Source organism: Mesorhizobium sp. YC-39, from assembly GCF_025753795.1.
Taxonomy (GTDB): Bacteria; Pseudomonadota; Alphaproteobacteria; order Rhizobiales; family Rhizobiaceae; genus Mesorhizobium.
Window position 1 is genome coordinate 661,340 of record NZ_JAOWPS010000002.1, and the last position, 21,382, is coordinate 682,721.

The 21,382-nt window shown below is 63.1% G+C and carries 22 protein-coding genes; 17 read left to right on the top strand and 5 right to left on the bottom strand.

Annotated elements, in window-relative coordinates:
* The first annotated feature begins 87 nt into the window (after positions 1-87).
* From OHD62_RS12620 to OHD62_RS12630, 3 genes are all read left to right on the top strand, one after another.
* Positions 88-1,641: a sugar ABC transporter ATP-binding protein gene (locus OHD62_RS12620; RefSeq protein WP_263783057.1), complete on the top strand. Its 1,554-nt coding sequence runs from the start codon at positions 88-90 to the stop codon at positions 1,639-1,641.
* Positions 1,638-2,603, top strand: a complete 966-nt coding sequence (locus tag OHD62_RS12625; RefSeq protein ID WP_263783058.1) for an ABC transporter permease — start codon at positions 1,638-1,640, stop codon at positions 2,601-2,603. Before OHD62_RS12620 ends, OHD62_RS12625 begins: the two co-directional genes overlap by 4 nt.
* A 71-nt stretch (positions 2,604-2,674) precedes the next feature.
* Positions 2,675-3,691: a zinc-binding alcohol dehydrogenase family protein gene (locus OHD62_RS12630; RefSeq protein WP_263783059.1), complete on the top strand. Its 1,017-nt coding sequence runs from the start codon at positions 2,675-2,677 to the stop codon at positions 3,689-3,691.
* Positions 3,692-3,803: 112 nt separating this feature from the next.
* Here the strand turns inward: OHD62_RS12630 and phnF are convergent, their stop codons facing one another.
* Entirely contained in the window at positions 3,804-4,568 is a 765-nt protein-coding gene (gene phnF, locus OHD62_RS12635; protein WP_263783060.1) for a phosphonate metabolism transcriptional regulator PhnF, read from the bottom strand.
* Between the two features lie 118 nt (positions 4,569-4,686).
* Between phnF and phnG the strand changes: the two genes are divergently transcribed.
* From phnG to OHD62_RS12650, 3 genes are read left to right on the top strand one after another with little or no spacing between them, the layout of a single operon-like run.
* Complete coding sequence (gene phnG, locus OHD62_RS12640) at positions 4,687-5,148, top strand: phosphonate C-P lyase system protein PhnG (protein ID WP_263783061.1); 462 nt, start codon at positions 4,687-4,689, stop codon at positions 5,146-5,148.
* Positions 5,148-5,759, top strand: a complete 612-nt coding sequence (gene phnH / locus OHD62_RS12645; RefSeq protein ID WP_263783062.1) for a phosphonate C-P lyase system protein PhnH — start codon at positions 5,148-5,150, stop codon at positions 5,757-5,759. Before phnG ends, phnH begins: the two co-directional genes overlap by 1 nt.
* 1 nt (position 5,760) lies before the next feature.
* The gene (locus tag OHD62_RS12650; RefSeq protein WP_263783064.1) at positions 5,761-6,873 is read left to right on the top strand and encodes a carbon-phosphorus lyase complex subunit PhnI; all 1,113 of its coding nucleotides are present in this window, start codon (positions 5,761-5,763) and stop codon (positions 6,871-6,873) included.
* A gap of 2 nt (positions 6,874-6,875) precedes the next feature.
* On the opposite strand, the gene OHD62_RS12655 is transcribed toward OHD62_RS12650, so the two are convergent.
* The gene (locus OHD62_RS12655) at positions 6,876-7,079 is read right to left on the bottom strand and encodes a hypothetical protein (protein ID WP_263783065.1); all 204 of its coding nucleotides are present in this window, start codon (positions 7,077-7,079) and stop codon (positions 6,876-6,878) included.
* 65 nt (positions 7,080-7,144) lie between these two features.
* On the opposite strand from OHD62_RS12655, the gene OHD62_RS12660 reads away from it, so the two are divergent.
* The 9 genes from OHD62_RS12660 (at position 7,145) to phnE (OHD62_RS12700) (ending at position 15,473) form a co-directional block, all read left to right on the top strand.
* On the top strand, positions 7,145-8,044 hold the full coding sequence (locus tag OHD62_RS12660; RefSeq protein ID WP_263783066.1) for an alpha-D-ribose 1-methylphosphonate 5-phosphate C-P-lyase PhnJ: 900 nt from the start codon (positions 7,145-7,147) through the stop codon (positions 8,042-8,044).
* On the top strand, positions 8,041-8,817 hold the full coding sequence (gene phnK, locus OHD62_RS12665) for a phosphonate C-P lyase system protein PhnK (RefSeq protein ID WP_065009749.1): 777 nt from the start codon (positions 8,041-8,043) through the stop codon (positions 8,815-8,817). Before OHD62_RS12660 ends, phnK begins: the two co-directional genes overlap by 4 nt.
* Positions 8,818-8,819: 2 nt before the next feature.
* Complete coding sequence (phnL, locus tag OHD62_RS12670) at positions 8,820-9,527, top strand: phosphonate C-P lyase system protein PhnL (RefSeq protein WP_263783075.1); 708 nt, start codon at positions 8,820-8,822, stop codon at positions 9,525-9,527.
* Positions 9,524-10,141: a DapH/DapD/GlmU-related protein gene (locus OHD62_RS12675; protein ID WP_263783076.1), complete on the top strand. Its 618-nt coding sequence runs from the start codon at positions 9,524-9,526 to the stop codon at positions 10,139-10,141. Before phnL ends, OHD62_RS12675 begins: the two co-directional genes overlap by 4 nt.
* An 86-nt stretch (positions 10,142-10,227) precedes the next feature.
* A complete protein-coding gene (locus tag OHD62_RS12680; protein ID WP_263783077.1) occupies positions 10,228-10,938 on the top strand; it encodes a DUF1868 domain-containing protein in 711 nt (236 codons plus the stop codon).
* Positions 10,939-11,105: 167 nt separating this feature from the next.
* The gene (gene phnC / locus OHD62_RS12685) at positions 11,106-11,972 is read left to right on the top strand and encodes a phosphonate ABC transporter ATP-binding protein (protein ID WP_263783078.1); all 867 of its coding nucleotides are present in this window, start codon (positions 11,106-11,108) and stop codon (positions 11,970-11,972) included.
* A gap of 148 nt (positions 11,973-12,120) precedes the next feature.
* Complete coding sequence (gene phnD, locus OHD62_RS12690) at positions 12,121-13,029, top strand: phosphonate ABC transporter substrate-binding protein (protein ID WP_263783079.1); 909 nt, start codon at positions 12,121-12,123, stop codon at positions 13,027-13,029.
* 55 nt (positions 13,030-13,084) lie between these two features.
* Positions 13,085-14,044 carry a phosphonate ABC transporter, permease protein PhnE gene (phnE, locus tag OHD62_RS12695; protein ID WP_263783081.1) on the top strand — a complete coding sequence of 320 codons (960 nt, stop codon included), beginning with the start codon at positions 13,085-13,087 and terminating at the stop codon, positions 14,042-14,044.
* 61 nt (positions 14,045-14,105) lie between these two features.
* Complete coding sequence (gene phnE / locus OHD62_RS12700) at positions 14,106-15,473, top strand: phosphonate ABC transporter, permease protein PhnE (RefSeq protein WP_263783082.1); 1,368 nt, start codon at positions 14,106-14,108, stop codon at positions 15,471-15,473.
* A 105-nt stretch (positions 15,474-15,578) separates the two neighbouring features.
* Here phnE (OHD62_RS12700) and OHD62_RS12705 read toward each other — a convergent pair whose 3' ends face one another.
* The 3 genes from OHD62_RS12705 to OHD62_RS12715 all read right to left on the bottom strand — a co-directional run bounded on the left by OHD62_RS12705 (position 15,579) and on the right by OHD62_RS12715 (position 18,867).
* A complete protein-coding gene (locus OHD62_RS12705; protein ID WP_263783084.1) occupies positions 15,579-16,430 on the bottom strand; it encodes a sugar phosphate isomerase/epimerase family protein in 852 nt (283 codons plus the stop codon).
* Between the two features lie 35 nt (positions 16,431-16,465).
* Entirely contained in the window at positions 16,466-17,653 is a 1,188-nt protein-coding gene (locus OHD62_RS12710) for a Gfo/Idh/MocA family protein (protein WP_263783085.1), read from the bottom strand.
* Positions 17,654-17,811: 158 nt separating this feature from the next.
* Positions 17,812-18,867, bottom strand: coding sequence for a sugar phosphate isomerase/epimerase family protein (locus OHD62_RS12715; protein ID WP_263783086.1), 1,056 nt, complete (start codon positions 18,865-18,867; stop codon positions 17,812-17,814).
* Positions 18,868-19,266: 399 nt separating this feature from the next.
* On the opposite strand from OHD62_RS12715, the gene OHD62_RS12720 reads away from it, so the two are divergent.
* Both OHD62_RS12720 and OHD62_RS12725 read left to right on the top strand, forming a co-directional pair.
* On the top strand, positions 19,267-20,154 hold the full coding sequence (locus OHD62_RS12720; protein ID WP_263783872.1) for a sugar phosphate isomerase/epimerase family protein: 888 nt from the start codon (positions 19,267-19,269) through the stop codon (positions 20,152-20,154).
* 56 nt (positions 20,155-20,210) lie between these two features.
* Positions 20,211-21,380: a mandelate racemase/muconate lactonizing enzyme family protein gene (locus OHD62_RS12725; RefSeq protein WP_263783088.1), complete on the top strand. Its 1,170-nt coding sequence runs from the start codon at positions 20,211-20,213 to the stop codon at positions 21,378-21,380.
* Positions 21,381-21,382 lie beyond the last annotated feature (2 nt).

A 21,382-nucleotide genomic window follows, 5' to 3' on the forward strand; every position in this document is an offset into this window, starting at 1 on the left:
TCGCCACAGGCGCACTGTTTCCGGGGCGCTTGCCCCGGAAACGACCTACACTCATGCCAATCATGAGGCCAATCTGGGAGGATTGTCATGGCGTCCACGGCGCAGGAACTGCACCCGGCCCCAACGCTGGAACCCGGCAGGACGATCCTCGAACTCAAGGGGCTGGAAAAGCGGTATCCCGGCACGCACGCGCTGAAGCCGGTGAACCTTGCTTTCAAGGCCGGAGAGATCCACGCCATCGTCGGCGAGAACGGCGCCGGCAAGTCGACCCTGATCAAGCTTCTGACCGGCGTCATGCCACGCACGTCCGGCGACGTCGCGTGGGAGGGCCAGCCGGCGGCACTGGCGACCCCGCATGAGGCGATGGCGCTCGGCATCAACGCCGTACATCAGGAGGTCGTGCTGTGCCGCCACCTCACTGTCGCGGCCAACATGTTCCTCGGCGAGGAGGATTCGCGTTTCGGCATCCTGCAGCAGCGGGCCATGGTCAGGCAGGCGCAGAAGATCATCGACGATCTCGGCTTCGACCTGCCCGCGCATGTCGTGCTCGGCGATCTCACCATCGGCCAACAGCAGTTGATCGCCGCCGCCCGTGCCACCGTGCGCGGCACCAAATTCCTGATCTTCGACGAACCGACCGCTTACCTCACCCGCAAGGAGGCCGACCAGCTCTTCACGCTGATCCGCCGGCTGAAGGGCGAAGGTGTCACCATCATTTATATCAGCCATCGCATGGAGGAGGTGTTCGAGCTTGCCGACCGCGTCTCCGTGCTGCGCGACGGCACGCTGGTCGGCACCAGGAACATCAGTGAGACCAACGATGCCGAGCTGGTCAAGATGATGATCAACCGCTCGATCGAGCAGGTCTACCACAAGGAGCATTTCACCCCAGGCGCGGCGATCGTCGAAGCGCGGAACCTGTCCGGCAAGGGTTTCGAGAATGTCTCGATGTCCGTCCGCGCTGGCGAGATCGTCGGGCTCTACGGTCTGATCGGCGCCGGGCGCAGCGAATTCGTCACCACGCTCTACGGCCGCCATCGCAAGTCGGCCGGCCAGATCCTCTGGGAGGGCAAGCCAGTCCAGGTCAACTCCGAGCACGATGCGATCAGGCTTGGCATGGCGTTGGCGCCGGAGAGCCGCCGCGACCAGGGCCTGTGCCTCAATTTGCCGGTCGGCTTCAATCTCAATTTGCCGATCTACAAGCGTATCTCGAGCAATCTCCTGATCTCGAATGCACAGGAGAAGACCGAGGCGGATCGCCAGATCGCCGATCTCAGGATCAAGACCCCGACGCGCAACGCCTTGGCCTCCAGCCTGTCCGGCGGCAACCAGCAGAAGATCGTCATCGGCAAATGGCTGGCCCACGGCGCCAAGCTGTTCATCTTCGACGAGCCGACGGTCGGCGTCGACGTCGGCACCAAGGCCGAAATCTATCGCCTGTTCGGCGCGCTTCTGTCCAAGGGCGCCGGCATCATCCTGATCTCGTCCTATCTGCCGGAGGTCTATGAACTGGCCGACACGCTGCACGTCTTCCGGCGCGGCAAGCTGGTGGCCACGCATGGATTCCGTACCGCCGATCACGAGGAAATTCTCACACAGGCGCTTGCCGAGAAACAAGAAAAGCTGGGAGGACAGACATGAGCACGGAGGCTATTCCCGCCGAAAAGCCGAAGCGCAATTACAACGCCCTGTTCGGGCTGACGCTGTTGGCGTTGCTGGTTCTTTTGTGGATCATCCTGTCTGTGGCGACGCCAAGTTTCGCCTCGGCCAACAACATTTCGAACCTCCTGCGGCAGGGCTCGATGATCGCGATCCTGGCGGTCGGCCAGACCTTCGTCATCATCACCGGCGGCATCGACCTCTCCGTCGGCGCCGTCGTTGGCTTCGCAACCGTCATCGTGGCGATGCTAATCAATGCCGGGGTACCGGTTTTTATCGCCATCCTGATCACCTTGCTGGTCGGCGTCGCCATCGGCATGTTCCATGGCTTCGGCATCGTCAGGATGGGCCTGCCGCCCTTCATCATCACGCTGGCGACGCTGACATCGTTGCGCGGTATCGGCCTGTTGATGACCAACGGCAACTCGATCTCGATCAACAACGATGCCTTCCAGTTATTCTCGCGCAGTTCCTTCCTCGGCGTCCCCAATCTGTTCTGGATGGTGATCCTGGTCGGTATCCCGGCGTACATCTTCCTGCACCACAGCCGCTGGGGCCGCTATCTGTTCTCGGTCGGCTCCAACGCCGAAGCCTCGCGTCTGTCCGGCGTCAATGTCCAGCGCACCATCTACATGGCCTATACGCTGTCTGGCCTGTGCGCAGCTTTCGTCGGCGTGCTGCTCGCCTCACGCATCGGCATCGGCAATCCAACGCAGGCGGAAGGCTGGGAATTGCAGGCGATCGCCTCGTCGGTGATCGGCGGCACTTCGCTGTTCGGCGCGGTCGGCTCTGTGCATGGGCCGCTGCTCGGCGCCTTCATCCTCGCCACCATCAACAATGGCGCCAATCTCCTGAACGTCAACGCCTTCTGGCAACGCATCATCACCGGCGTGCTGATCATCGTCATCGTCTATTTCGACGGATTGCGCCGCCGCGGCAAATAGACCCCATCCAAGGCTACCGGCCTTGGCGATAGCCGATGGCCGGTGGCACCGTGAACCGACTGGATTGAAGCATGAAAGCTGTCGTCTGCCGTTCGCCCGGCGACCTCGTCCTGGAAGACCGTGCCGCTCCCGGCGTACCACCTTCCGGCTGGGCGCTGGTCGCGGTCAGCCATGTCGGCATTTGTGGCACCGACTATCATATCTTCGAAGGCAAGCACCCGTTTCTCGCCTATCCCCGCATCATGGGCCACGAGGTCTCCGGCACGGTGATCGAGGCTGGCCAAGGCGTCGATCTTGCCATTGGCGAAGCCGTAATCATCAACCCCTATCTCGCCTGCGGCAAATGCATCGCCTGCCGGCACGGCAAGCCGAACTGCTGCGTCAGGATCGAAGTGCTCGGCGTCCATCGCGACGGCGCCATGTGCGAGAAAATCCTGGTGCCGGCGCAAAATCTCTATCCGGCTAACGGCCTGTCTCTGGCCGATGCCGCCGCGGTCGAGTTCCTGGCGATCGGCGCGCACGCGGTGCGGCGCTCGCGGGCTGATACCGGCGCCCGCACACTGGTCATCGGCGCCGGGCCGATCGGGCTCGGCACCGCGCTGTTTGCCCGCATCGCCGGGCTAGAAGTGAGCCTGCTCGACATGAGCACGGAGCGGCTGGACTTTGCCGCAAGCGAACTCGGCTTCGCCACCCTCGACGGCTCGCGGGCAGCGGCGGCCGATCTGGTGCGGGACGCGACCGGCGGCGAGGGTTTCGACGTGGTTTTCGACGCCACCGGCAACACCCAGTCCGTGCAATCGGCCTTCACCCATGTCGCGCATGGCGGAACCCTCGTCCTGGTCAGCGTTGTCAAGGACGACATCGCCTTTTCCGACCCCGAATTCCACAAACGCGAGATGACGCTTATCGGCAGCCGCAACGCGCTGCGCGCCGACTTCGACCATGTCGCTGCCTCGATCCGCAACGGCGCGGTGCCGCTGGCAAAGCTCGTCACCCATCGCACGACGCTTGGCCAGACCCCACGCGATCTCGCCCGCTGGGCGCATGAGAAATCCGGCCTGATCAAGGCTGTGATCGAGGTCGGATAGGCTCCAGAGCAATTCCAGGAAAAGTGTGAAACGGTTTTCCGTCCGGAATTGCGCAAAACAAGAGATAGAGCGGTTCGGCGTTTCCGTGAAACGATGAACCGCTCTAAGCGGCTCACAACGCAGACAGTTTCAGCTCCACCCGCTCCGCCGGAAACCGCGTCTCGGCGAACTGGATCGGCTGGCCGTCGGGTGTGACGTTGACGGCGACGGTGACCAGCACGATGGCGCCGGGCTGCAGGTCGAGATCGGCGAGATCGGCGGCATCGGCATGGCGCGCCGACAACACTGTCGATTGCCTGAGATAATCGCTGACACTGAAGCGTTCGAGCGAGGCGGTGATCGATCCCGTTTCCGCCATGGCCGCCTCGATGCCGGCAAACCGCCTTGCTTCGAACCAGGCGGTGGCGCGCGAGACCGGCTGTCCATCGGCTTCGCCGCGCATTTCCAGGCGTATCACATTCGCGCCCTTGGCAAGCCTTAGTCCCTCGGCGACGCGCCTACTGGCCGGCTCGATCGCCGACGCGAGCAGCACGCTGCGGCGCTCGGACGCTTGCCCTTGTAGGCCCGCCGAAAAGCGCGTGCGGGCGCCGATCGGATAGGACAGGCGCTTGCGCGACAGCACGAAGGTGCCGCGCCCCTGCTCGGCCCGAAGCACCCCCTCCTGCACCAATGCGGCGATGGCGCTGCGCACCGTATGGCGGTTGACGCCATAGCGTTCGGCAAGCGCCATTTCCGCCGGCAGCGCCGCATTCTCGGTGAAATCGCCGCTCGCGATCGAATGCAGGATCTGGTCGGCGATCTGTCGCCACAGCGAGACGCCGCTGCGCCGCTCGATGCTATTGGCCATCGCCTTGTCGACGATCGCTTGTCCAGCCATTTCCTGCCCCGATTTCCGCCTTGTCACGCACTCGTCATGGACTCACGCTACCCAAGGGTATAAATTGTATAGTTGTCTATATCAATAGACAAATTTTACGCAAAACGGAGTGCAAGCCATGCGAGGACAGGAAGCGCGCGAACAGGCCGAACGCAAGGCGGTCATGGCGACGCTGGCGCAATCCTCCGGCGCTGACATCGTGCGCCTCTGGAACGAGGCCGGACTGCCTTCAGAAGCGGAACTGCTGCGCGGTCCCGAGACCGGCCTGGTCACCGTGCGCGGCCGCATCGGCGGTGGCGGCGCGCCGTTCAATGTCGGCGAGGCGACGGTCACGCGCGCCACCGTCCGGCTGGCGTCCGGACAAGTCGGCCATTGCTATGCGCTCGGCCGCGACCGGGAAAAGGCAAGACTGGCGGCGATCGCCGATGCGCTCTGGCAGGACCCCGCCCGCCGCGGCGAAGTCGAGACCAGGCTGGTCGCACCGCTGCGGGCCGCTCAGGACGAAGCACGCGAAAAACGCCGTGCCGAGACGGCGGCGACGAAGGTGGATTTCTTCACCATGGTGCGCGGAGAAGACTGATGGAGATCGCGACACAATCGATCGAAGGCGGCTTCGCCGATCCGGTGTTCAACGCGCAGACAGTGTTTCGCGCCGTCATGGACGCCATGGCCCGGCCGGGCAGCGTGCAGTCCCTTCCGGCTTTTGCCCGTCCGCCAGCGCCGCTCTCGGCCACGGCGGGCGCCGTCGCCCTGGCGCTCTGCGACAACGATACGCCGCTCTGGCTCGACCCTGCCCTGCAGATCTCCGCAGCGGTGAAATCCTGGCTCGGCTTCCACACCGGCGCGCCGCTGGCCAACACGCCGGCCGACGCGCATTTCGCGCTGATCGCCACGCCGGCCAAGATGATGTCGCTCGATGGCTTTTCACAAGGCACCCAGGACTATCCCGACCGCTCCACGACGCTGATCCTGCAAGTCAGCGATCTCGTTTCAGGCGCGCCTCTGCTGCTCGAAGGTCCCGGCATCGAAATGACTGCAACCATCGCGCCGGCGCAGATGCCGCGCCATTTCGTCGAACAGTGGAAGCAGAACAACCAGCGCTTTCCGCGTGGCGTCGACATGATCCTTGTCACCCCCGACGGCGTTACCTGCCTGCCGCGCACGACGCGGATCAAGACGATGGAGGCGTGATATGTATGTCGCAGTAAAAGGCGGCGAAGCGGCCATTGCCAACGCCCACGCTCTGCTCGCCGATCGCCGGCGTGGCGACCGCTCGGTGCCGGCGCTTCGCCTCGACCAGATCGTCGAGCAACTGGCGCTCGGCGTCGACCGGGTGATGAGCGAAGGTTCGCTCTACGACAGGGAATTGGCGGCACTCGCCATTGTCCAGGCGCGCGGCGACATGATCGAGGCGATCTTCCTGGTTCGCGCCTATCGCACGACGCTGCCGCGCTTCGGCTACACCAAGGCGATCGACACCGGCGCGATGCTGGTCGAGCGGCGTGTGTCGGCGACCTACAAGGATCTGCCCGGCGGCCAGCTGCTCGGCCCGACCTTCGACTACACCCACCGGCTGCTCGATCCCGAACTCGCCGCCGGTGGCGATGTCACCGAGCCGCTGCAGCGCGCCAGCGAGGCGGAAGCCATGCCGCGCGTCTCCGCGATCCTCGCCCGCGAAGGCCTGATCGAGCCTGATGGCGACATGCCTGGGGATCATGTCCCCGGCGACATCACCCGCGAGCCGCTGGAATTTCCGATGGCGCGCGACATCCGCCTGCAGGCGCTGTCACGCGGTGATGAGGGTTTTCTCCTCGCACTGGGCTATTCCACCCAGCGCGGCTATGCCCGCAATCATCCCTTCGTTGGCGAGGTTCGCATCGGTGAGGTCGAGCTGGAACTCGACGTGCCGGAGCTGCCTTTCGCCGTACCGCTCAGCTCGGTGCGTGTCACCGAGTGCCAGATGGTCAACCAGTTCAAAGGCTCGGCCAAGGCGCCGCCGCAATTCACCCGCGGCTACGGCCTCGTCTTCGGCCAGAGCGAGCGCAAGGCGATGGCCATGGCGCTATGCGACCGCGCTCTTCGTGCAACTGAATTCGGCGAGGACGTCGTCGCCGCGGCTCAGGACGAGGAGTTCGTCATCTCGCATTCCGACAATGTCCAGGCGACCGGCTTCGTCGAGCACCTCAAGCTGCCGCACTATGTCGATTTCCAAGCCGAGCTCGACCTGGTGCGCCGCATGCGCGCCGAGCACGACGCCCGCGAAAATGCCGACATGCTGGAAGAAAAGAAGGAGGCCGCGGAATGAGCCTAGTCGCCCGACCCGCCATCACCGCCACCGCTGTCGTGCGAATGGTCGCCATGCCCTCCGCTGTAGCCGCCGCTGGGGCCAATGCTCTCGCCGTGCGCGCCTTCCCTGGCTGCGGGAAAAACCATTCTTCGAAGGATAAAGGCAACCACGCAGGCGAACACCAGCAGGAGAATTCCGAGATACATCCGACCGGTTTGGGTCATCCGATTTCGCCCCTGTTTCCGCGTCTTGGACGCCGATTCGATAGCACAATGCGGATGTGATCGCCATGACCGACATCGCCACCTACAACTTCGCCTATCTCGACGAGCAGACCAAAAGGATGATCCGCCGGGCGATCCTCAAGGGCATCGCCATCCCCGGCTATCAGGTGCCGTTCGCGTCGCGCGAAATGCCGATGCCCTATGGCTGGGGCACTGGCGGCGTGCAGGTCACTGCCTCGATCATCGGTCCCGACGATGTGCTCAAGGTCATCGACCAAGGTGCCGACGACACCACCAATGCCGTTTCGATCCGCGCTTTTTTCAAGAAGGTCGCCAATGTCGCCGTGACCACCGAGACGGCGAAGGCGACCATTATCCAGACCCGCCACCGCATCCCCGAACATCCGCTGAGCGCGGGCCAGGTGCTGGTCTATCAGGTGCCGATTCCCGAACCGTTGCGCTTCCTCGAACCGCGCGAGACCGAAACGCGCAAAATGCATGCCCTGGAGGAATACGGCCTCATGCATGTGAAGCTCTACGAGGACATCGCCAGGCACGGTCGCATCGCCACCACCTACGCCTACCCGGTCAAGGTCGAGGGCCGCTATGTGATGGACCCGTCGCCGACGCCGAAGTTCGATAACCCGAAAATGCACCGTTCGCCAGCTTTGCAACTGTTCGGCGCCGGCCGCGAAAAGCGTATCTATGCAGTGCCGCCCTTCACCGAGGTGGTCAGTCTCGACTTCGAGGACCATCCGTTCGAGGTGCAGACCTTCGACCAGCCCTGCGCGCTGTGCGCGGCCGAGAACGTCTATCTAGACGAGGTCATCCTCGACGACCATGGCGGCCACATGTTCGTCTGCTCCGACACCGATCATTGCGAGAAGCGGCGTGAAGAAGGCCATCGCGGCCATCTTGCGCCCGAAACCCCTCTTGCCCTGGAAAAAACGGAGCCGGCGCAATGACCGACGAACCGCTGCTGCGCGTCAGCGCGCTTTCCAAGTTCTACGGCTCGCGCGTCGGCTGCGAAAACGTCACCTTCGACTTGTGGCCGGGCGAGGTGCTGGCGGTGGTCGGCGAATCCGGTTCCGGCAAGACGACGCTGCTCAACTGCCTGTCGACCAGGCTGCTGCCCAGTTCCGGCACCGCCAGCTACCGCATGCGCGACGGCCAGTTCCGCGAGCTCTACCGCATGAGCGAGGCGGAGCGCCGCTTCCTGATGCGCACCGACTGGGGTTTTGTTCATCAGAACCCGGCAGATGGACTTCGTATGACAGTGTCGGCCGGCGCCAATGTCGGCGAGCGGCTAATGGCGGTGGGCGACCGTCACTACGGCAAGATCCGCGCCACTGCCGTCGACTGGCTGTCGCGCGTCGAGATCGACGAGGACCGCATCGACGACGAGCCGCGCGCCTTTTCCGGTGGCATGCGCCAGCGCCTGCAGATCGCCCGCAACCTCGTCACCGGGCCGCGGCTGGTGTTCATGGACGAGCCGACCGGTGGCCTCGACGTCTCGGTGCAGGCGCGCCTGCTCGACCTGCTGCGCGGCCTCGTCACCGACCTTGGCCTGGCGGCCATCGTCGTCACGCACGACCTTGCGGTGGCACGGCTCCTGTCGCAGCGCATGATGGTGATGAAGGACGGCCGCGTCGTCGAAAGCGGCCTCACCGACCGCGTGCTCGACGACCCCCGCGCGCCCTACACGCAGCTCCTCGTTTCTTCGATTTTGCAGGTGTAACCATGCCAACCCCGCTCGTCGTCTCCGATGTCGCAAAAAGCTTCACCATGCATCTCCGCGACGGCATCAGACTGCCGGTGGTCGCCGGCGTCTCGTTCTCGATCCAGGCCGGAGAATGCGCCGTGCTCGGCGGCCCTTCCGGCGCCGGCAAGAGCTCGATCCTGAAGATGCTCTACGGCAACTATGCCGTCGACGAGGGGCAGATCATCGTCCAGCACGATGACGGTCTCATCGATCTCGCGACAGCCAGCCCGCGCACCGTGCTTGCCGTGCGCCGGCAAACGATCGGCTATGTCAGCCAGTTCCTGCGCACCGTGCCGCGCGTCTCCGCACTTGACGTCGTCGCCGAGCCGCTGGTCGAGCGCGGCGAGGAACGCGAGGCCGCGCGGGAGAAATCTCGTTCTCTGCTGGCTGAGCTCAACCTGCCGGAAAAGCTCTGGGCGCTGCCGCCGGCGACGTTTTCCGGCGGCGAGCAGCAGCGCGTCAACATCGCGCGCGGCTTCATCACCGAGCACCCGATCCTGCTGCTCGACGAGCCGACCGCATCGCTCGACGCCAGGAACCGCGACGTGGTGATTGCGCTGATCGCCGCCAAGAAGGCGGCGGGCGTCGCCTTGCTCGGCATCTTCCACGATCACGACGTGCGCGAGGCGGTGGCCGACCGCATCATCGATGTGACCGCCTTCGCCGCCGGGAAAATCGCAGCATGAGCAAAAAACTGTCGGAAGCGCCGCTGGTCCATGAGACGGCGCAAGTCGAGAACTCGACGCTCGGCCGCTGGACCGAGATTGCCGATCGCAGCCGGGTCTCGGAAAGCACGCTCGGCGACTATTCCTACATGATGCAGGATTGCGCCGTCTGGTGCGCAACGATCGGCAAGTTTTCCAATATCGCCGCCAGCGTGCGCATCAACGCCACCAATCATCCGACCTGGCGGCCGACGCTGCATCATTTCACCTACCGCGCTTCGGACTATTGGGACGACGCCGAGCACGAGAGTGAATTCTTTGCCCAGCGCCGTGCCAAACGCGTCACCATCGGCCACGACACCTGGCTTGGCCACGGCTCGATCATCCTGCCCGGCGTCACCGTCGGCGATGGCGCCGCGGTCGGCGCCGGCGCGGTTGTGTCCAGGGATGTCGCCCCTTACACCATCGTTGGCGGCGTGCCGGCAAAACCAATTCGCGAACGCTTCGACCGCCGCACGGCGGAACGCTATCAGGCACTCGCCTGGTGGGATTGGGACCACGCAAGGCTGCGCGCCGCGCTCGACGATTTTCGCGAGTTGGAGGCGGAAGCCTTCCTGGAAAAATACGGCGGATAGCTCATCACGACATTGTCATGGAGCGGGCTAATTCACATCCCTGACACATGACTCGGACAGGACGCGGTCTTCCCAAGGAGATCGCCATGCTCGACAAGCCAAAATCCTCGCTCGCCGGATTTTTCGAAGGCACCAATCCGACTCCTCCCGTGCATCTCGGCAGGCGCTACGACACGGCAGGCAATTTCCTGACCGAGCCCGGCAACACGGTCGTCTGCCATCTCGTCAACGGCTCAGCTTCAGAGGCGGTGGTCCTCGACGTGCGCGAGCGCATGCGCGCGATGCCCGACGCCGACCGGCTGGCCTTCACACCCGTTTCCAGCCTGCACATGACGCTGTTCCAGGGCATCATCGAATACCGCCGCCGGCTTCCCTATTGGCCGGGGGATGTGCCGCTCGACACCAGCATCGACGGCATGACCCGCCTCTATCAGGAGCGCCTGAACGGCTTCGAAGGCTGCGGCGCCTTCAAGATCAAGGTCGTCGATGTCGTGCCGACGGGCTTGACGGTTGCCGGCGCAACCGACCGGGACGTGCGTATCATGAGCGCGTGGCGCGATGCCTTGTCGGCGCCGTTCGGATACCGGCATCCCGACCACGACACTTACGTCTTCCACATCACTTTCGCCTACCAGATCCGGCGTCTGTCGGACGAAAGGGCGCCCGAGTGGCAAGATCTGTTCGACGATTGCCTCTCGCTGTTTGCCCGCCAGGCTCCGGTCATCGAGCTGCGGCCGCCTGCCTTTTGCAGCTTCAGGGACATGGAACATTTCGAGGAGTTGCTGGTGCTCGGCTGATCCCATGCATGCCGCCCGGACGGCACGGGTTTGGGTCAACTCGCCTGCCCGCTCGACGCGCCTGTGGGCGGTAACAAAACTGACATCAATCCGACACCGCAGGTTCATGGCGTTGCGCTAGCGAGGGTTAACAGACCTTCAACCGCGACGGGACTGGAGCTTACCCCATGTCAGCAACGCAAGAAATGTCAGCAACGCTCGAAATTCGCGGCGTCACGCGCCGGTTTGGCAAGAACACCGCTGTCAGCAATGTCGACATCTCGATCCCGCACGGTCAGATGGTCGGCATCATCGGTCGCTCCGGCGCCGGCAAATCGACCCTTTTGCGCATGATCAACCGCCTTATCGACCCGAGCCAAGGGTCGATTTTTTTTGACGGCGCCGAAGTTTCCCGGCTGCGCGGCTCGCCACTCCGACGCTGGCAGCGCGACTGTGCCATGATCTTCCAGCAGTTCAACCTGGTGCCGCGCCTCGACGTGCTGACCAATGTGCTGCTCGGCCGGCTCAATCACCGTTCGACCGTGTCCAACCTGCTCGGCGTCTTCTCCCGCAACGAATGCGCCGAGGCGGTCGCCGCGCTCGAGCGCCTCGACATCGCCCGCACCGCGCTTCAGCCCGCCGGCACCCTGTCTGGCGGCCAGCAGCAGCGCGTCGCGATTGCCCGGGCCATGATGCAGCAGCCGAAGGTGATCCTCGCCGACGAACCGATCGCCTCGCTCGACCCTCTCAACGCCAAGGTGGTGATGGATTCGCTGCAGGACATCAATCTGCGCGAGGGCATCACCGTCGTCACCAACCTGCACACGCTGGATACGGCGCGGGCCTATTGCAACCGCATCATCGGCATGGCGGCCGGCAAGGTCGTGTTCGACGGCTCGCCGGAAGACCTCAACCGCGAAGCAGTGCGCATGGTCTATGGCGCCGACAGCAACGGCGCCGAGATTTCCGAGGCCATCACTTCGACCAGCGTCACCATCAAGCCGAAGATCACCGCATCCGCCGGACCGCTTGAGCCAGCATTCCCTGGTTACTGAGGCCATGATCCCGAAAAGTGGAAACCGGTTTTCGGGAAAGATCATGGACAAGCAAAAGAGCAACCCGGATCGCCAGCCAGCGTCAAAGGCACCTGTCAAAATTCGAACGCTGCCGGCGCGAGGCCGGAACAACAGGAGAGAGATCCACATGTTTAGGAAGATGGTTTTTGGCGCCGTATCAATGCTCGCGATAGTGGCGGGCGCTGCCCATGCCGCCGATATCAAGGAATTCCGCGTCGGCATCCTTGGCGGCGAGAACGAAACCGACCGGCTGCGCAACTACCAGTGCCTGGCCGATCATCTGAAGACCGAATTCGGCTTCGAAAAAGTGTCGCTGTTCCCGGCCGCCGACTATGACGGCGTCATCCAGGGCCTGCTCGGCGGCACGCTCGATTTCGCCGAGCTTGGCGCTTCCGGCTACGCCAGCGTTTATCTCAAGGACCCAAAGGCGGTCACCCCGATCCTCACCACCCAGCAGACCGACGGCGCGACCGGCTATTATTCGATCGGCCTGGCGCTCAAATCCTCGGGAATCACCGACATCAAGTCCGCGAAAGGCAAGAAGCTTGGTTATGCCGATCCGGATTCGACTTCCGGCTACCTGATCCCGCTGACCCAGATTCCGAAGGACACCGGCGCTTCGAACGAAACTTTCTTCGCTTCGACCCAGTTCAATGGCGGCCATGAAAACAACATCCTGGCGGTGCGCGACGGCAAGGTCGACGTGGCGGTGGACGATTCCTCGGGCATTGGCGACTTCAAGGACGGCTTCACTTCCGGCAGCTTCCACAAGGTGGTCGCCAAGGGCGCCATCGACCCTCAGGACTTCGTCGAGGTCTGGCGTTCCAGCCTGATCCCGAATGGTCCGCTGGTCGTGCGCACCGCGCTCGGCGCCGAGATGACCACCAAGCTCACCGACTTCTTCACCAAGCTCCCGACCACCGACAAGCCCTGCTTTGAGGCTGTGGAAGGCGGCGACTTCACCGGCTACGTTCCGGTCAAGGCGGACTTCTACAATGTCATCGTCGAAGCCCGCAAAGCCGCGATCGGCGGCTGACGGCAATTCAAGAAGGGCGGCGTTACCAGCGCCGCCCTTTTTGCATCTCCCGATCATGACATCAGCGACAATCCATTCTGACGCGACCCATCAGGCGGCCGATGCCTGGCGGCGCCAGACGTCCTTGCGCCGGCTCTATACGGGCCTGGGCATCGGCCTGCTGTTTGTGGCCTTGTGCGCCACCATGTGGTTCGCCGACGAAGCCAATGCCGGCCACTTTTTCGACCGGCTGCCGCACCTGCTGGATTTCCTGAGCTGGCTTATCCCCAAGGACTGGAACGATGTCTGGCGGGCGCTGTTCGACATCGCTTCCCCGCATGACTCCGGCTCTCAGGAATTCAATTTCCCGCTCGGCCGGGTCTATATCTCAGGCGGTTTCTACATACCCGAATATTTCGAGCTGATGATCACCACGCTCAACGTGGCTCTGGTCTCGACCTTTATCGGCTTCGTTTTTGCCGTGCCGTTCTCCTTCATCGCGGCGCGCAATCTGACCCCCCATCCGGTGCTGAGGCTCGTCGTCAAGCGCCTGATGGAACTGCTGCGCGCCTTTCCCGAAATCGTCATCGCCGGCCTGTTCGCTGCCGTCCTTTCGATCGGCCCGATTGCCGCCATCATCGCCATCGGCCTGCATTCGATCGGCGCGCTCGGCAAGCTGTTCTACGAGATCAACGAGAACATCGACATGCGCCCCGACGAAGGCCTGACGGCGGTCGGCGCCAACTGGTTCGAGCGGGTGCGCTTCGCTGGCCTGCCGCAGGTCCTGCCCAATTTCATGTCCTACACGCTGCTCAGGATCGAGATCAACGTGCGTGCGTCTACGATCATTGGCGCGGTCGGCGGCGGCGGTATCGGCGAGGAGCTCAAGCTCTCCATTTCGCGCGGCTTCGGCGCCAAGACGCTGGCGCTGGTCCTGCTCCTGTTCACCACCATCTTCATCGTCGACCAGTTCTCCGCCTGGCTGCGCCGCAAGCTGGTCGGCGAGCAGGCATTTCTGATGAACGGCTCGCCATGATCCCAAAAAGTGGATTCCGGTTTTTGGGAAAGATCATGGCGAACCACCAAGAAGACAGCCCATGGCAGCGATGACCGCCGACGAAATAAGCTCGATCGAGGAACGCTTCCCGCAAGTCTTCCGGCGGCCGTTCCACAAGCGTTTCGGCCCGCTGCTGCTGATTGTCGGCACCTTGCTCTACTTCGTCTATGCCTTGTGGTTCTTCAACCTGCCGCAGGTCATGCGCGAATCGCATTGGGAGCGGCTGCCGCTCTTCCTGACCCAGTGGATCAGCTACGACGTGCAGCCGATATTCCGCCTCGACGAGCCTGAGATTACGCCGAAATATCCACGCTTTTCCGCGCTCGGCGACGACCCGCATCCCGACTGGGTCAAGACCAATCCGGATGGTTCCGTCACGGTCCTGATCAATGGTGTCGCCAAATCCATCACCTTCAGCAAGACCGCGGCCACGCTGGTCGCTCATGGCCAGACGGTGCCGGTATCGCTGGCTAGCGGCAAGCCGGTGGTTTCCGGGCCAATTCCTGATTGGATCACCGCTCACGACGACGAGATCGTCGCCGATATGGGCTTTGCCGGCGAGGTCCGGGTCGCGACGGACCGCGTCAGGATACGCAAGCGCTTTCTCGGCTGGGCGAACTTCGTCTTCGATACGCGCTCGCCCTTTTTCGGCAAACCAGCCGGCGAGGTGGTTTCGCTGTTGATTTCGGGACCCGAGCTCAAGCCGGGCACATCCAACCTGGCGCTGGCCGCCAACAATATCTGGTACAATTCGCAGTGGCAGCACGGCGACGTGTGGACCAAGCTGCTGCAGACCATTGTCATGGCGTTTCTCGGCACCTTGCTCGGCGGCATCGTCGCCTTCCCGCTCGCCTTCTTCGCCGCCCGCAACATCACGCCGAGCGGGCTGCTCAGCCAGATCCTCAAGCGCTTCTTCGATTTCATGCGCTCGGTCGACATGCTGATCTGGGCGCTGTTCTTCACCCGCGCCTTCGGTCCTGGCCCCTTGGCCGGCAGTGCGGCGATCTTCTTCACCGAGATCGGCACGCTCGGCAAAGTCTATTCGGAAGGTCTCGAGAACATCGACGACAAGCCGCGTGAAGGTGTGCTGTCGACCGGCGCCAACGGCCTTTTGGTGCAGCGCTATGGCGTCCTGCCGGAAGTGATACCGATGTTCATCAGCCAGACGCTCTACCAGTGGGAATCCAACACCAGGGGCGCGACCATCATCGGCGCCGTCGGCGCGGGCGGCATCGGCCTGAAACTTTGGGAAGCGATGCGCACCAATTCCAACTGGGCCAATGTCTTCTACATGGTGCTGCTGATCCTGTTCGTCGTCTTCATCTTCGACAACATCTCCAACTTCCTGCGCCGCCGGCTGAGCCGGACGATCCATGATTATAACAGGATCCAGGCCGAGCAGGGGTGACCGCCTCGACGCCATGATCGGCAGCGGCCCACCCGCGCCTTCGTCATCCACGGGCGGAGCAAGGAGCGAAGCGGCGCAGAACCCGAGGATGACGAAGGGAGCAGCTTACGCGGCCTTCTTCCACCCGTCCCTGATATGCTTATACCCGTCCCGGTAAACCGCCTCCGGGCTTTCCGAAAAATCGCGCCACACCTTGGTCGCCGCCGCGAGGTCTTTCAACGAACGTCCGAAGGCCTCGATCGTCAGCCAGTCGTCATAGCCGCTCTTGCGGATGGCTGAAAACGTCTCCTGCCACGGAATGTGGCCGCGCCCCGGCACACCGCGATCATTCTCTGAAATGTGGATGTGGACGATGTTTTTCCGATTCCGCCTATAGGCGCCGATCGGATCGGCCTCCTCGATATTGGCATGGAACGTGTCGTACATCGCCTTGATGTGCGGCCGGTCGATGGTGTCGATATGCGCCGACAGATCGTCCATCGTGTTCACGAGATAGCATTCGAAGCGGTTGAGCGCTTCCAGCCCGATGGTGACATTCCGCTTGCCTGCATGATCGCCGATGGCGCGTTGCGAGGCGACCGAGCGCTTCTTTTCCGCCGCTGTCGGCCCAGTGCCGGAGAAGGCGCCCAATGTCGAATGCAGCGGGCCGCTCAACGTGTTCGCGCCAAGCGCCTGAGCGCAGTCGATCGCCCATTTCATGTAGGCGATGCCGGCCTTGCGCGTCGCGGCATCCGGCGAGATCAGGTTCATCGCCGGATCGCCCATGGCCGAGACCGCCGTTCGCTCCAGCCCGATGCGGTCGAGCAAGTCGCCGAGTTTGCGGTAGTCGTCGGGTGTGCCTGAGAACACCGGGATCTCGACACCGTCGAAGCCTGTCGCCTTGATGTCCCGGAGCAATGGCTCGTGTTTCTTCGACACGGCCGTCGTCCACAAGAACATGCACATGCCGATTTTCATCGACGCCCCCTCCCTTAAATTTCCCCCGACTGCTTTTAGAGCTTCGTCCACGCCCCATTCTTCTTCGACGACTTCACGCAGGCCTCGATGAAGGCCATGCCTTCGACGCCATCCTGGATGGTCGGAAAGACGACGTCCTTTGCCGGCTTGCCGCCCTTCTTGCGCGCCGCGCGGATGGCGCGGGCTGCCTCCTGGTAGATGTTGGCGAAGCCTTCGAGATAGCCCTCGGGGTGGCCTGACGGTACGCGGCTGACACGTCCCGCGACTGGCAGAGCACCTGCGCCATTTCGGGTGAGCAACTGCTTCGGCTGACCGAACGGCGTGTACCACAGATAGTTCGGGTCGGCCTGCACCCATTCCAGCCCGCCCTTCGTGCCGTAGATGCGCAGCTTCAGCCCATTCTCATGGCCGGGCGCCACCTGGCTCGCCCACAACATGCCCTTGGCCGGGTGCGTCTTGCCAACAGGTTTGAAGCGCAGCATCACGTTGACATTGTCGTCGAGTTGCCGCCCCGGCACGAAAGCGTCGAGATCTGCCGACAGTGCGTCAAGCTCCAGCCCGGAGACGAAACGCGCCAGATTGTAGGCATGCGTGCCGATGTCACCCAGCGCGCCGCCCGCACCGGCCTGTTTGGGATCGGAGCGCCAGGACGCCTGCTTCTGGCCGGTGGCGGCGAGGTCCTCGGTCAGCCAGTCCTGGGGATATTCCGACTGCACGATGCGGATGTCGCCGAGCACGCCCTTGGCCACCATCTCACGCGCCTGCCGCACCATCGGATAGGCGGTGTAATTGTGCGTCAGCACGAACACCTTGCCTGTCTTTTCGACCAGGGCGGCAAGCTTCTTTGCTTCTGCCAGCGTGGTGGCCAACGGCTTGTCGCAGATGACGTGGATGCCGGCTTCTAGAAAGGCTTTGGCTGCTGGCACGTGCACATTGTTGGGGGTGACGATGGCCACCGCCTCGATGCCGTCGGACCGCTTGGCTTCGGCCTTGGCCATCTCGGCGAACGAGCCGTAGCTGCGCGCGGGGTCGAGCCCGAGCTCCTCGGCTGATGCTTTGGCCCGTGCCGGATTGGACGACAGGGCACCGGCGACCAGCACGAAATCATTGTCCATGCGCGCCGCGATCCGGTGCACGGCACCGATGAAGGCGCCTTGCCCGCCACCGACCATGCCGTAGCGGATCGGGCCGCCTCCCGTTTCCGACTTCGATGCGCCGACCATGCTTTTTCTCCCGTGTTGGCTGAGATACCCCTCCCCCTTGAGGGGAGGGTGGCCCGAAGGGCCGGGTAGGGTCGGTTCATGCCGAGCTCTGCGCCCGACGACCCCATCCCGATCCGCTGTGCGGATCGACCCTCCCTCAAGGGGGAGGGTAAGCCGCGTTATATTCCCATCATGGCGCGCAGCATCTTCTTGTCGGTCGCACCGCCGGCAAAATCGTCGAATGCCTTTTCCGTCACCCTGATGATGTGGTGCTGGATGAAAGGAGCGCCCTCGGCCGCTCCGTCCTCGGGATGCTTCAGGCAGCATTCCCACTCCAGCACCGCCCATGAATCATAGTTATATTGGGCAAGCTTGGAGAAGATGCCGCCGAAATCCACCTGCCCGTCGCCGAGCGAACGGAAACGCCCGGCCCGGTTGGTCCAGCTCTGGTAGCCGGAATAGACACCTTGCCTGCCGGTCGGGTGGAACTCTGCGTCCTTGACGTGAAACGCCTTGATCCGCTCGTGATAGATGTCGATGAATTCGAGATAGTCGAGTTGCTGCAGCAGGAAATGCGACGGATCGTAATTGATGTTGCAGCGCTTGTGGCCGCCGACCGCGTCGAGGAACATCTCGAAGGTCGCGCCGTCGAACACGTCCTCGCCGGGATGGATCTCGTAGCCAAGGTCGACGCCATTGTCCTCATAGACATCAAGAATCGGCTTCCAGCGTTTGCCCAGTTCGGCAAACGCTTCCTCGATCAGTCCGGCGGGGCGCTGCGGCCACGGATAAAGGTAAGGGAAGGCTAACGCTCCGCAAAACGACACCGAAGCCTTCAAGCCCAGGTTCTTCGATGCCTTGGCGCCGAACTCCATCTGCTCGACCGCCCATTTCTGTCGCGCTTTCGGATTGTTATGCACCTCGGACGGCGCGAAGCCGTCGAACTGCGCGTCATAGGCCGGATGAACGGCCACCAGTTGCCCCTGCAGATGTGTCGACAATTCGGTGATCTCGACGCCGGCATCCGCACAGATGCCCTTTACCTCGTCGCAATAGGCCTTGGATGATGCCGCTTTCCTAAGGTCGAACAGCCGGCTGTCCCAGGTCGGGATCTGCACGCCCTTGTAGCCTAAGCCGGCAGCCCATTTGGTGATCGAGGCCAGCGAATTGAACGGTGCGGCGTCGCCCGCGAACTGCGCCAGAAACAGACCTGGACCCTTCATGGTCGACGGCATCGGCATCCTCCCTCATTGTTTACATGACCAAGCATAGCGCCGATTGAAAGCAGGGCCAGCCCGTTTGATGTTTTCCCGAAGACACTTGTTTGTGTCGCCATTCTGGTATTACCAAATATGGCCGAATGGTCAAGCGGCGGGACGTGCCACCGAAGAGCCAGCAGTCACCACAAACTACGAAAATACGCTAATCTATTCAATATAGTAATCGGCACAACGAGTTGCAGTGCGCGGCTTCTTGCCGTCCAGAGGAATTTGCTGTAGACCTGCCGTCAGGCCCAATTGGTCGAACCAGTTCGTCAAAAAACACTGGAACGTCCCTGGGGAGGAATCATGCGGCGGGCCTTGCTGGAGGGCGCCGCGGGAAACGTGACGGGCGAATTCTGGGAAGGACAGACCATGCATCTTTCGACGCACAACTGGATGCGGGCGGAACCGTTGGAGACGACGCTTAAGCGCATCAAGAAATTCGGCTACGAGTCGATCGAGATTTCCGGCGAACCCGAGCAGTACAAGACCAAGGAGACTCGCGCGCTCCTGAAGGAGCATGGCATTCGCTGCTGGGGTGCGGTCACGCTGATGCTGGGCGAACGTAACCTCGCCGCCAAGAACCAGGGCCAGCGCGAACGCTCGGTCCAGTATGTCAAGGACGTGCTGACGATGGTCAGCGAACTCGATGGCGAGATCATCACGCTGGTTCCCGCGACCGTCGGCAAGGTGGTGCCTGACGGCACCGAGGAGGAAGAGTGGAAATGGGTGGTCGACGCCACCAGGGAATGCTTCACCCATGCCAAGAAGGTCGGCGTCAAGATCGCGGTCGAGCCGCTCAACCGCTTCGAGACCTATCTGTTCAACCGCGGCGCCCAGGCGCTGGCGCTCGCCGATGCTGTCAGCCCCGAATGCGGTGTCTGCCTCGACGCCTACCACATCCACATGGAAGAATTTAACGTCTATGACGCCATCCGTAAGGTCGGCAAGCGCCTGTTCGACTTCCACGTCGCCGACAACAACCGCTTCGCCGCAGGGCTGGGGCAGATCGACTGGCCGAAGATCGTCGCGACGCTGAAGGAGGTCGGCTATGACGGCGCGCTGACCAATGAGTTCGTCGCCCCGGTCGACCGTACGCCGGCCGCGCCCTATCCCGATATGGTCGAGCGCCACCCGGTCGACATCTCGCCCGAACAGCTGAAGTTCATCCAGGATCACGGCTCCAGCGTGCTGACGGAGAAATTCTATACCGACCAGATGCGCATCACCGCCGAAACGTTGCTGCCGCTGATCAAGTAGCCGATCCGACTGGGAATGAGCCCTTCCGCCCGCTGGCGGCAGGGCCGGGGATGAACATGCGCATCAAGACGGTCCAAGCCTGGTGGGTCCGCGTACCGATCGAAGCCGCGAAGCAGCATCGCAGCGACTTCGGTCAGGTAACGACGTTCGACGCCGCCATTCTGCGCATCGAGACCGACGACGGGCTGGTCGGCTGGGGCGAAGGCAAGAACGCCGCCGGTAGTGCTGGCAGCTATGGCGCCCTCGTCCACATGCTGAACCACGAAATCGGCCCGCAACTGATCGGCTGCGATGCGGCCGATATCGGTATCATATGGGAAATGCTCTACAACGGCGTGCGCCACGACACGGCCGCACGTGCTGGCCACGCCATGCCGCAACTGGCGCGGCGCGGCATCAGCATCGCCGCCATCAGCGCCGTCGACATCGCGCTGTGGGACATTCTGGGTAAATCGCTCGGGGTTCCGGTCTGGCGGCTGCTTGGCGGCCGCAAGCTTGACCGCATGCCGGCCTACGCTTCCGGCGGCTGGGCTTCCAGCGAAGCGATCGGCGACCAATTGAAGTCCTACATCGCCAAGGGCGGCTTCAAGGCGCTGAAGATGCGGGTCGGCGCCATGGACGGCGCTCCGCATATTTCCGCTGCCCGCGTTCGCGCCGCAAGGCAGGCGCTAGGCCCCGCAGTCGACCTGATGGTCGATGCACATGGCACCTACACGGTGGCGGAAGCCAAACGCTTCATCCATCTCGCCGTCGATCTCGACTTGGCCTGGTTCGAGGAACCCGTCGTCGCCGACGACAAGTCGGGGATGGCCGAGGTGCGGGCCTCCGGCTCCATCCCGATCGCCACCGGCGAAAGCGAGGCGACGCGCTATGCGTTCCGCGACCTCGCCACGCTCAAGGCGGCCGACATCTTCCAGCCGGACCCCGCCTTCTGTGGCGGCATCAGCGAGGCGATGAAGATCGGCACCATCGCCAGCACCTTCAATCTCCGCTTCGCGCCGCATCTGTGGGCCGGTGCGCCCTGCTTCTTTGCCGGGCTGCATGTCTGCGCCGCCTCACCGGCGAGCTTCACCGTGGAATATTCGCTCGGTGCCAACCCGATGATCCACGACCTGATCGAGGAGACTGTCGAAGCAAAGGACGGTATGATAGCGATCCCCGAAAAACCCGGACTGGGATTCACCATTTCGGAGCGGTTCCTGGAGGCGCACGCGCAACGCAATTGACG

Coding starts and splice junctions, on each gene's coding strand:
- OHD62_RS12660 (WP_263783066.1), top strand. CDS start 7,145: ATGACCGACATCGCCACCTACAACTTCGCCTATCTCGACGAGCAGACC.
- phnL (WP_263783075.1), top strand. CDS start 8,820: ATGCCAACCCCGCTCGTCGTCTCCGATGTCGCAAAAAGCTTCACCATG.
- phnF (WP_263783060.1), bottom strand. CDS start 4,568: ATGGCTGGACAAGCGATCGTCGACAAGGCGATGGCCAATAGCATCGAG.
- OHD62_RS12705 (WP_263783084.1), bottom strand. CDS start 16,430: ATGAAAATCGGCATGTGCATGTTCTTGTGGACGACGGCCGTGTCGAAG.
- phnE (WP_263783082.1), top strand. CDS start 14,106: ATGGCAGCGATGACCGCCGACGAAATAAGCTCGATCGAGGAACGCTTC.
- phnK (WP_065009749.1), top strand. CDS start 8,041: ATGACCGACGAACCGCTGCTGCGCGTCAGCGCGCTTTCCAAGTTCTAC.
- OHD62_RS12655 (WP_263783065.1), bottom strand. CDS start 7,079: ATGACCCAAACCGGTCGGATGTATCTCGGAATTCTCCTGCTGGTGTTC.
- OHD62_RS12625 (WP_263783058.1), top strand. CDS start 1,638: ATGAGCACGGAGGCTATTCCCGCCGAAAAGCCGAAGCGCAATTACAAC.
- phnG (WP_263783061.1), top strand. CDS start 4,687: ATGCGAGGACAGGAAGCGCGCGAACAGGCCGAACGCAAGGCGGTCATG.
- OHD62_RS12715 (WP_263783086.1), bottom strand. CDS start 18,867: ATGCCGTCGACCATGAAGGGTCCAGGTCTGTTTCTGGCGCAGTTCGCG.
- OHD62_RS12650 (WP_263783064.1), top strand. CDS start 5,761: ATGTATGTCGCAGTAAAAGGCGGCGAAGCGGCCATTGCCAACGCCCAC.
- OHD62_RS12620 (WP_263783057.1), top strand. CDS start 88: ATGGCGTCCACGGCGCAGGAACTGCACCCGGCCCCAACGCTGGAACCC.
- phnD (WP_263783079.1), top strand. CDS start 12,121: ATGTTTAGGAAGATGGTTTTTGGCGCCGTATCAATGCTCGCGATAGTG.
- OHD62_RS12680 (WP_263783077.1), top strand. CDS start 10,228: ATGCTCGACAAGCCAAAATCCTCGCTCGCCGGATTTTTCGAAGGCACC.
- OHD62_RS12675 (WP_263783076.1), top strand. CDS start 9,524: ATGAGCAAAAAACTGTCGGAAGCGCCGCTGGTCCATGAGACGGCGCAA.
- OHD62_RS12725 (WP_263783088.1), top strand. CDS start 20,211: ATGCGCATCAAGACGGTCCAAGCCTGGTGGGTCCGCGTACCGATCGAA.
- OHD62_RS12710 (WP_263783085.1), bottom strand. CDS start 17,653: ATGGTCGGCGCATCGAAGTCGGAAACGGGAGGCGGCCCGATCCGCTAC.
- phnH (WP_263783062.1), top strand. CDS start 5,148: ATGGAGATCGCGACACAATCGATCGAAGGCGGCTTCGCCGATCCGGTG.
- OHD62_RS12720 (WP_263783872.1), top strand. CDS start 19,267: ATGCATCTTTCGACGCACAACTGGATGCGGGCGGAACCGTTGGAGACG.
- OHD62_RS12630 (WP_263783059.1), top strand. CDS start 2,675: ATGAAAGCTGTCGTCTGCCGTTCGCCCGGCGACCTCGTCCTGGAAGAC.
- phnE (WP_263783081.1), top strand. CDS start 13,085: ATGACATCAGCGACAATCCATTCTGACGCGACCCATCAGGCGGCCGAT.
- phnC (WP_263783078.1), top strand. CDS start 11,106: ATGTCAGCAACGCAAGAAATGTCAGCAACGCTCGAAATTCGCGGCGTC.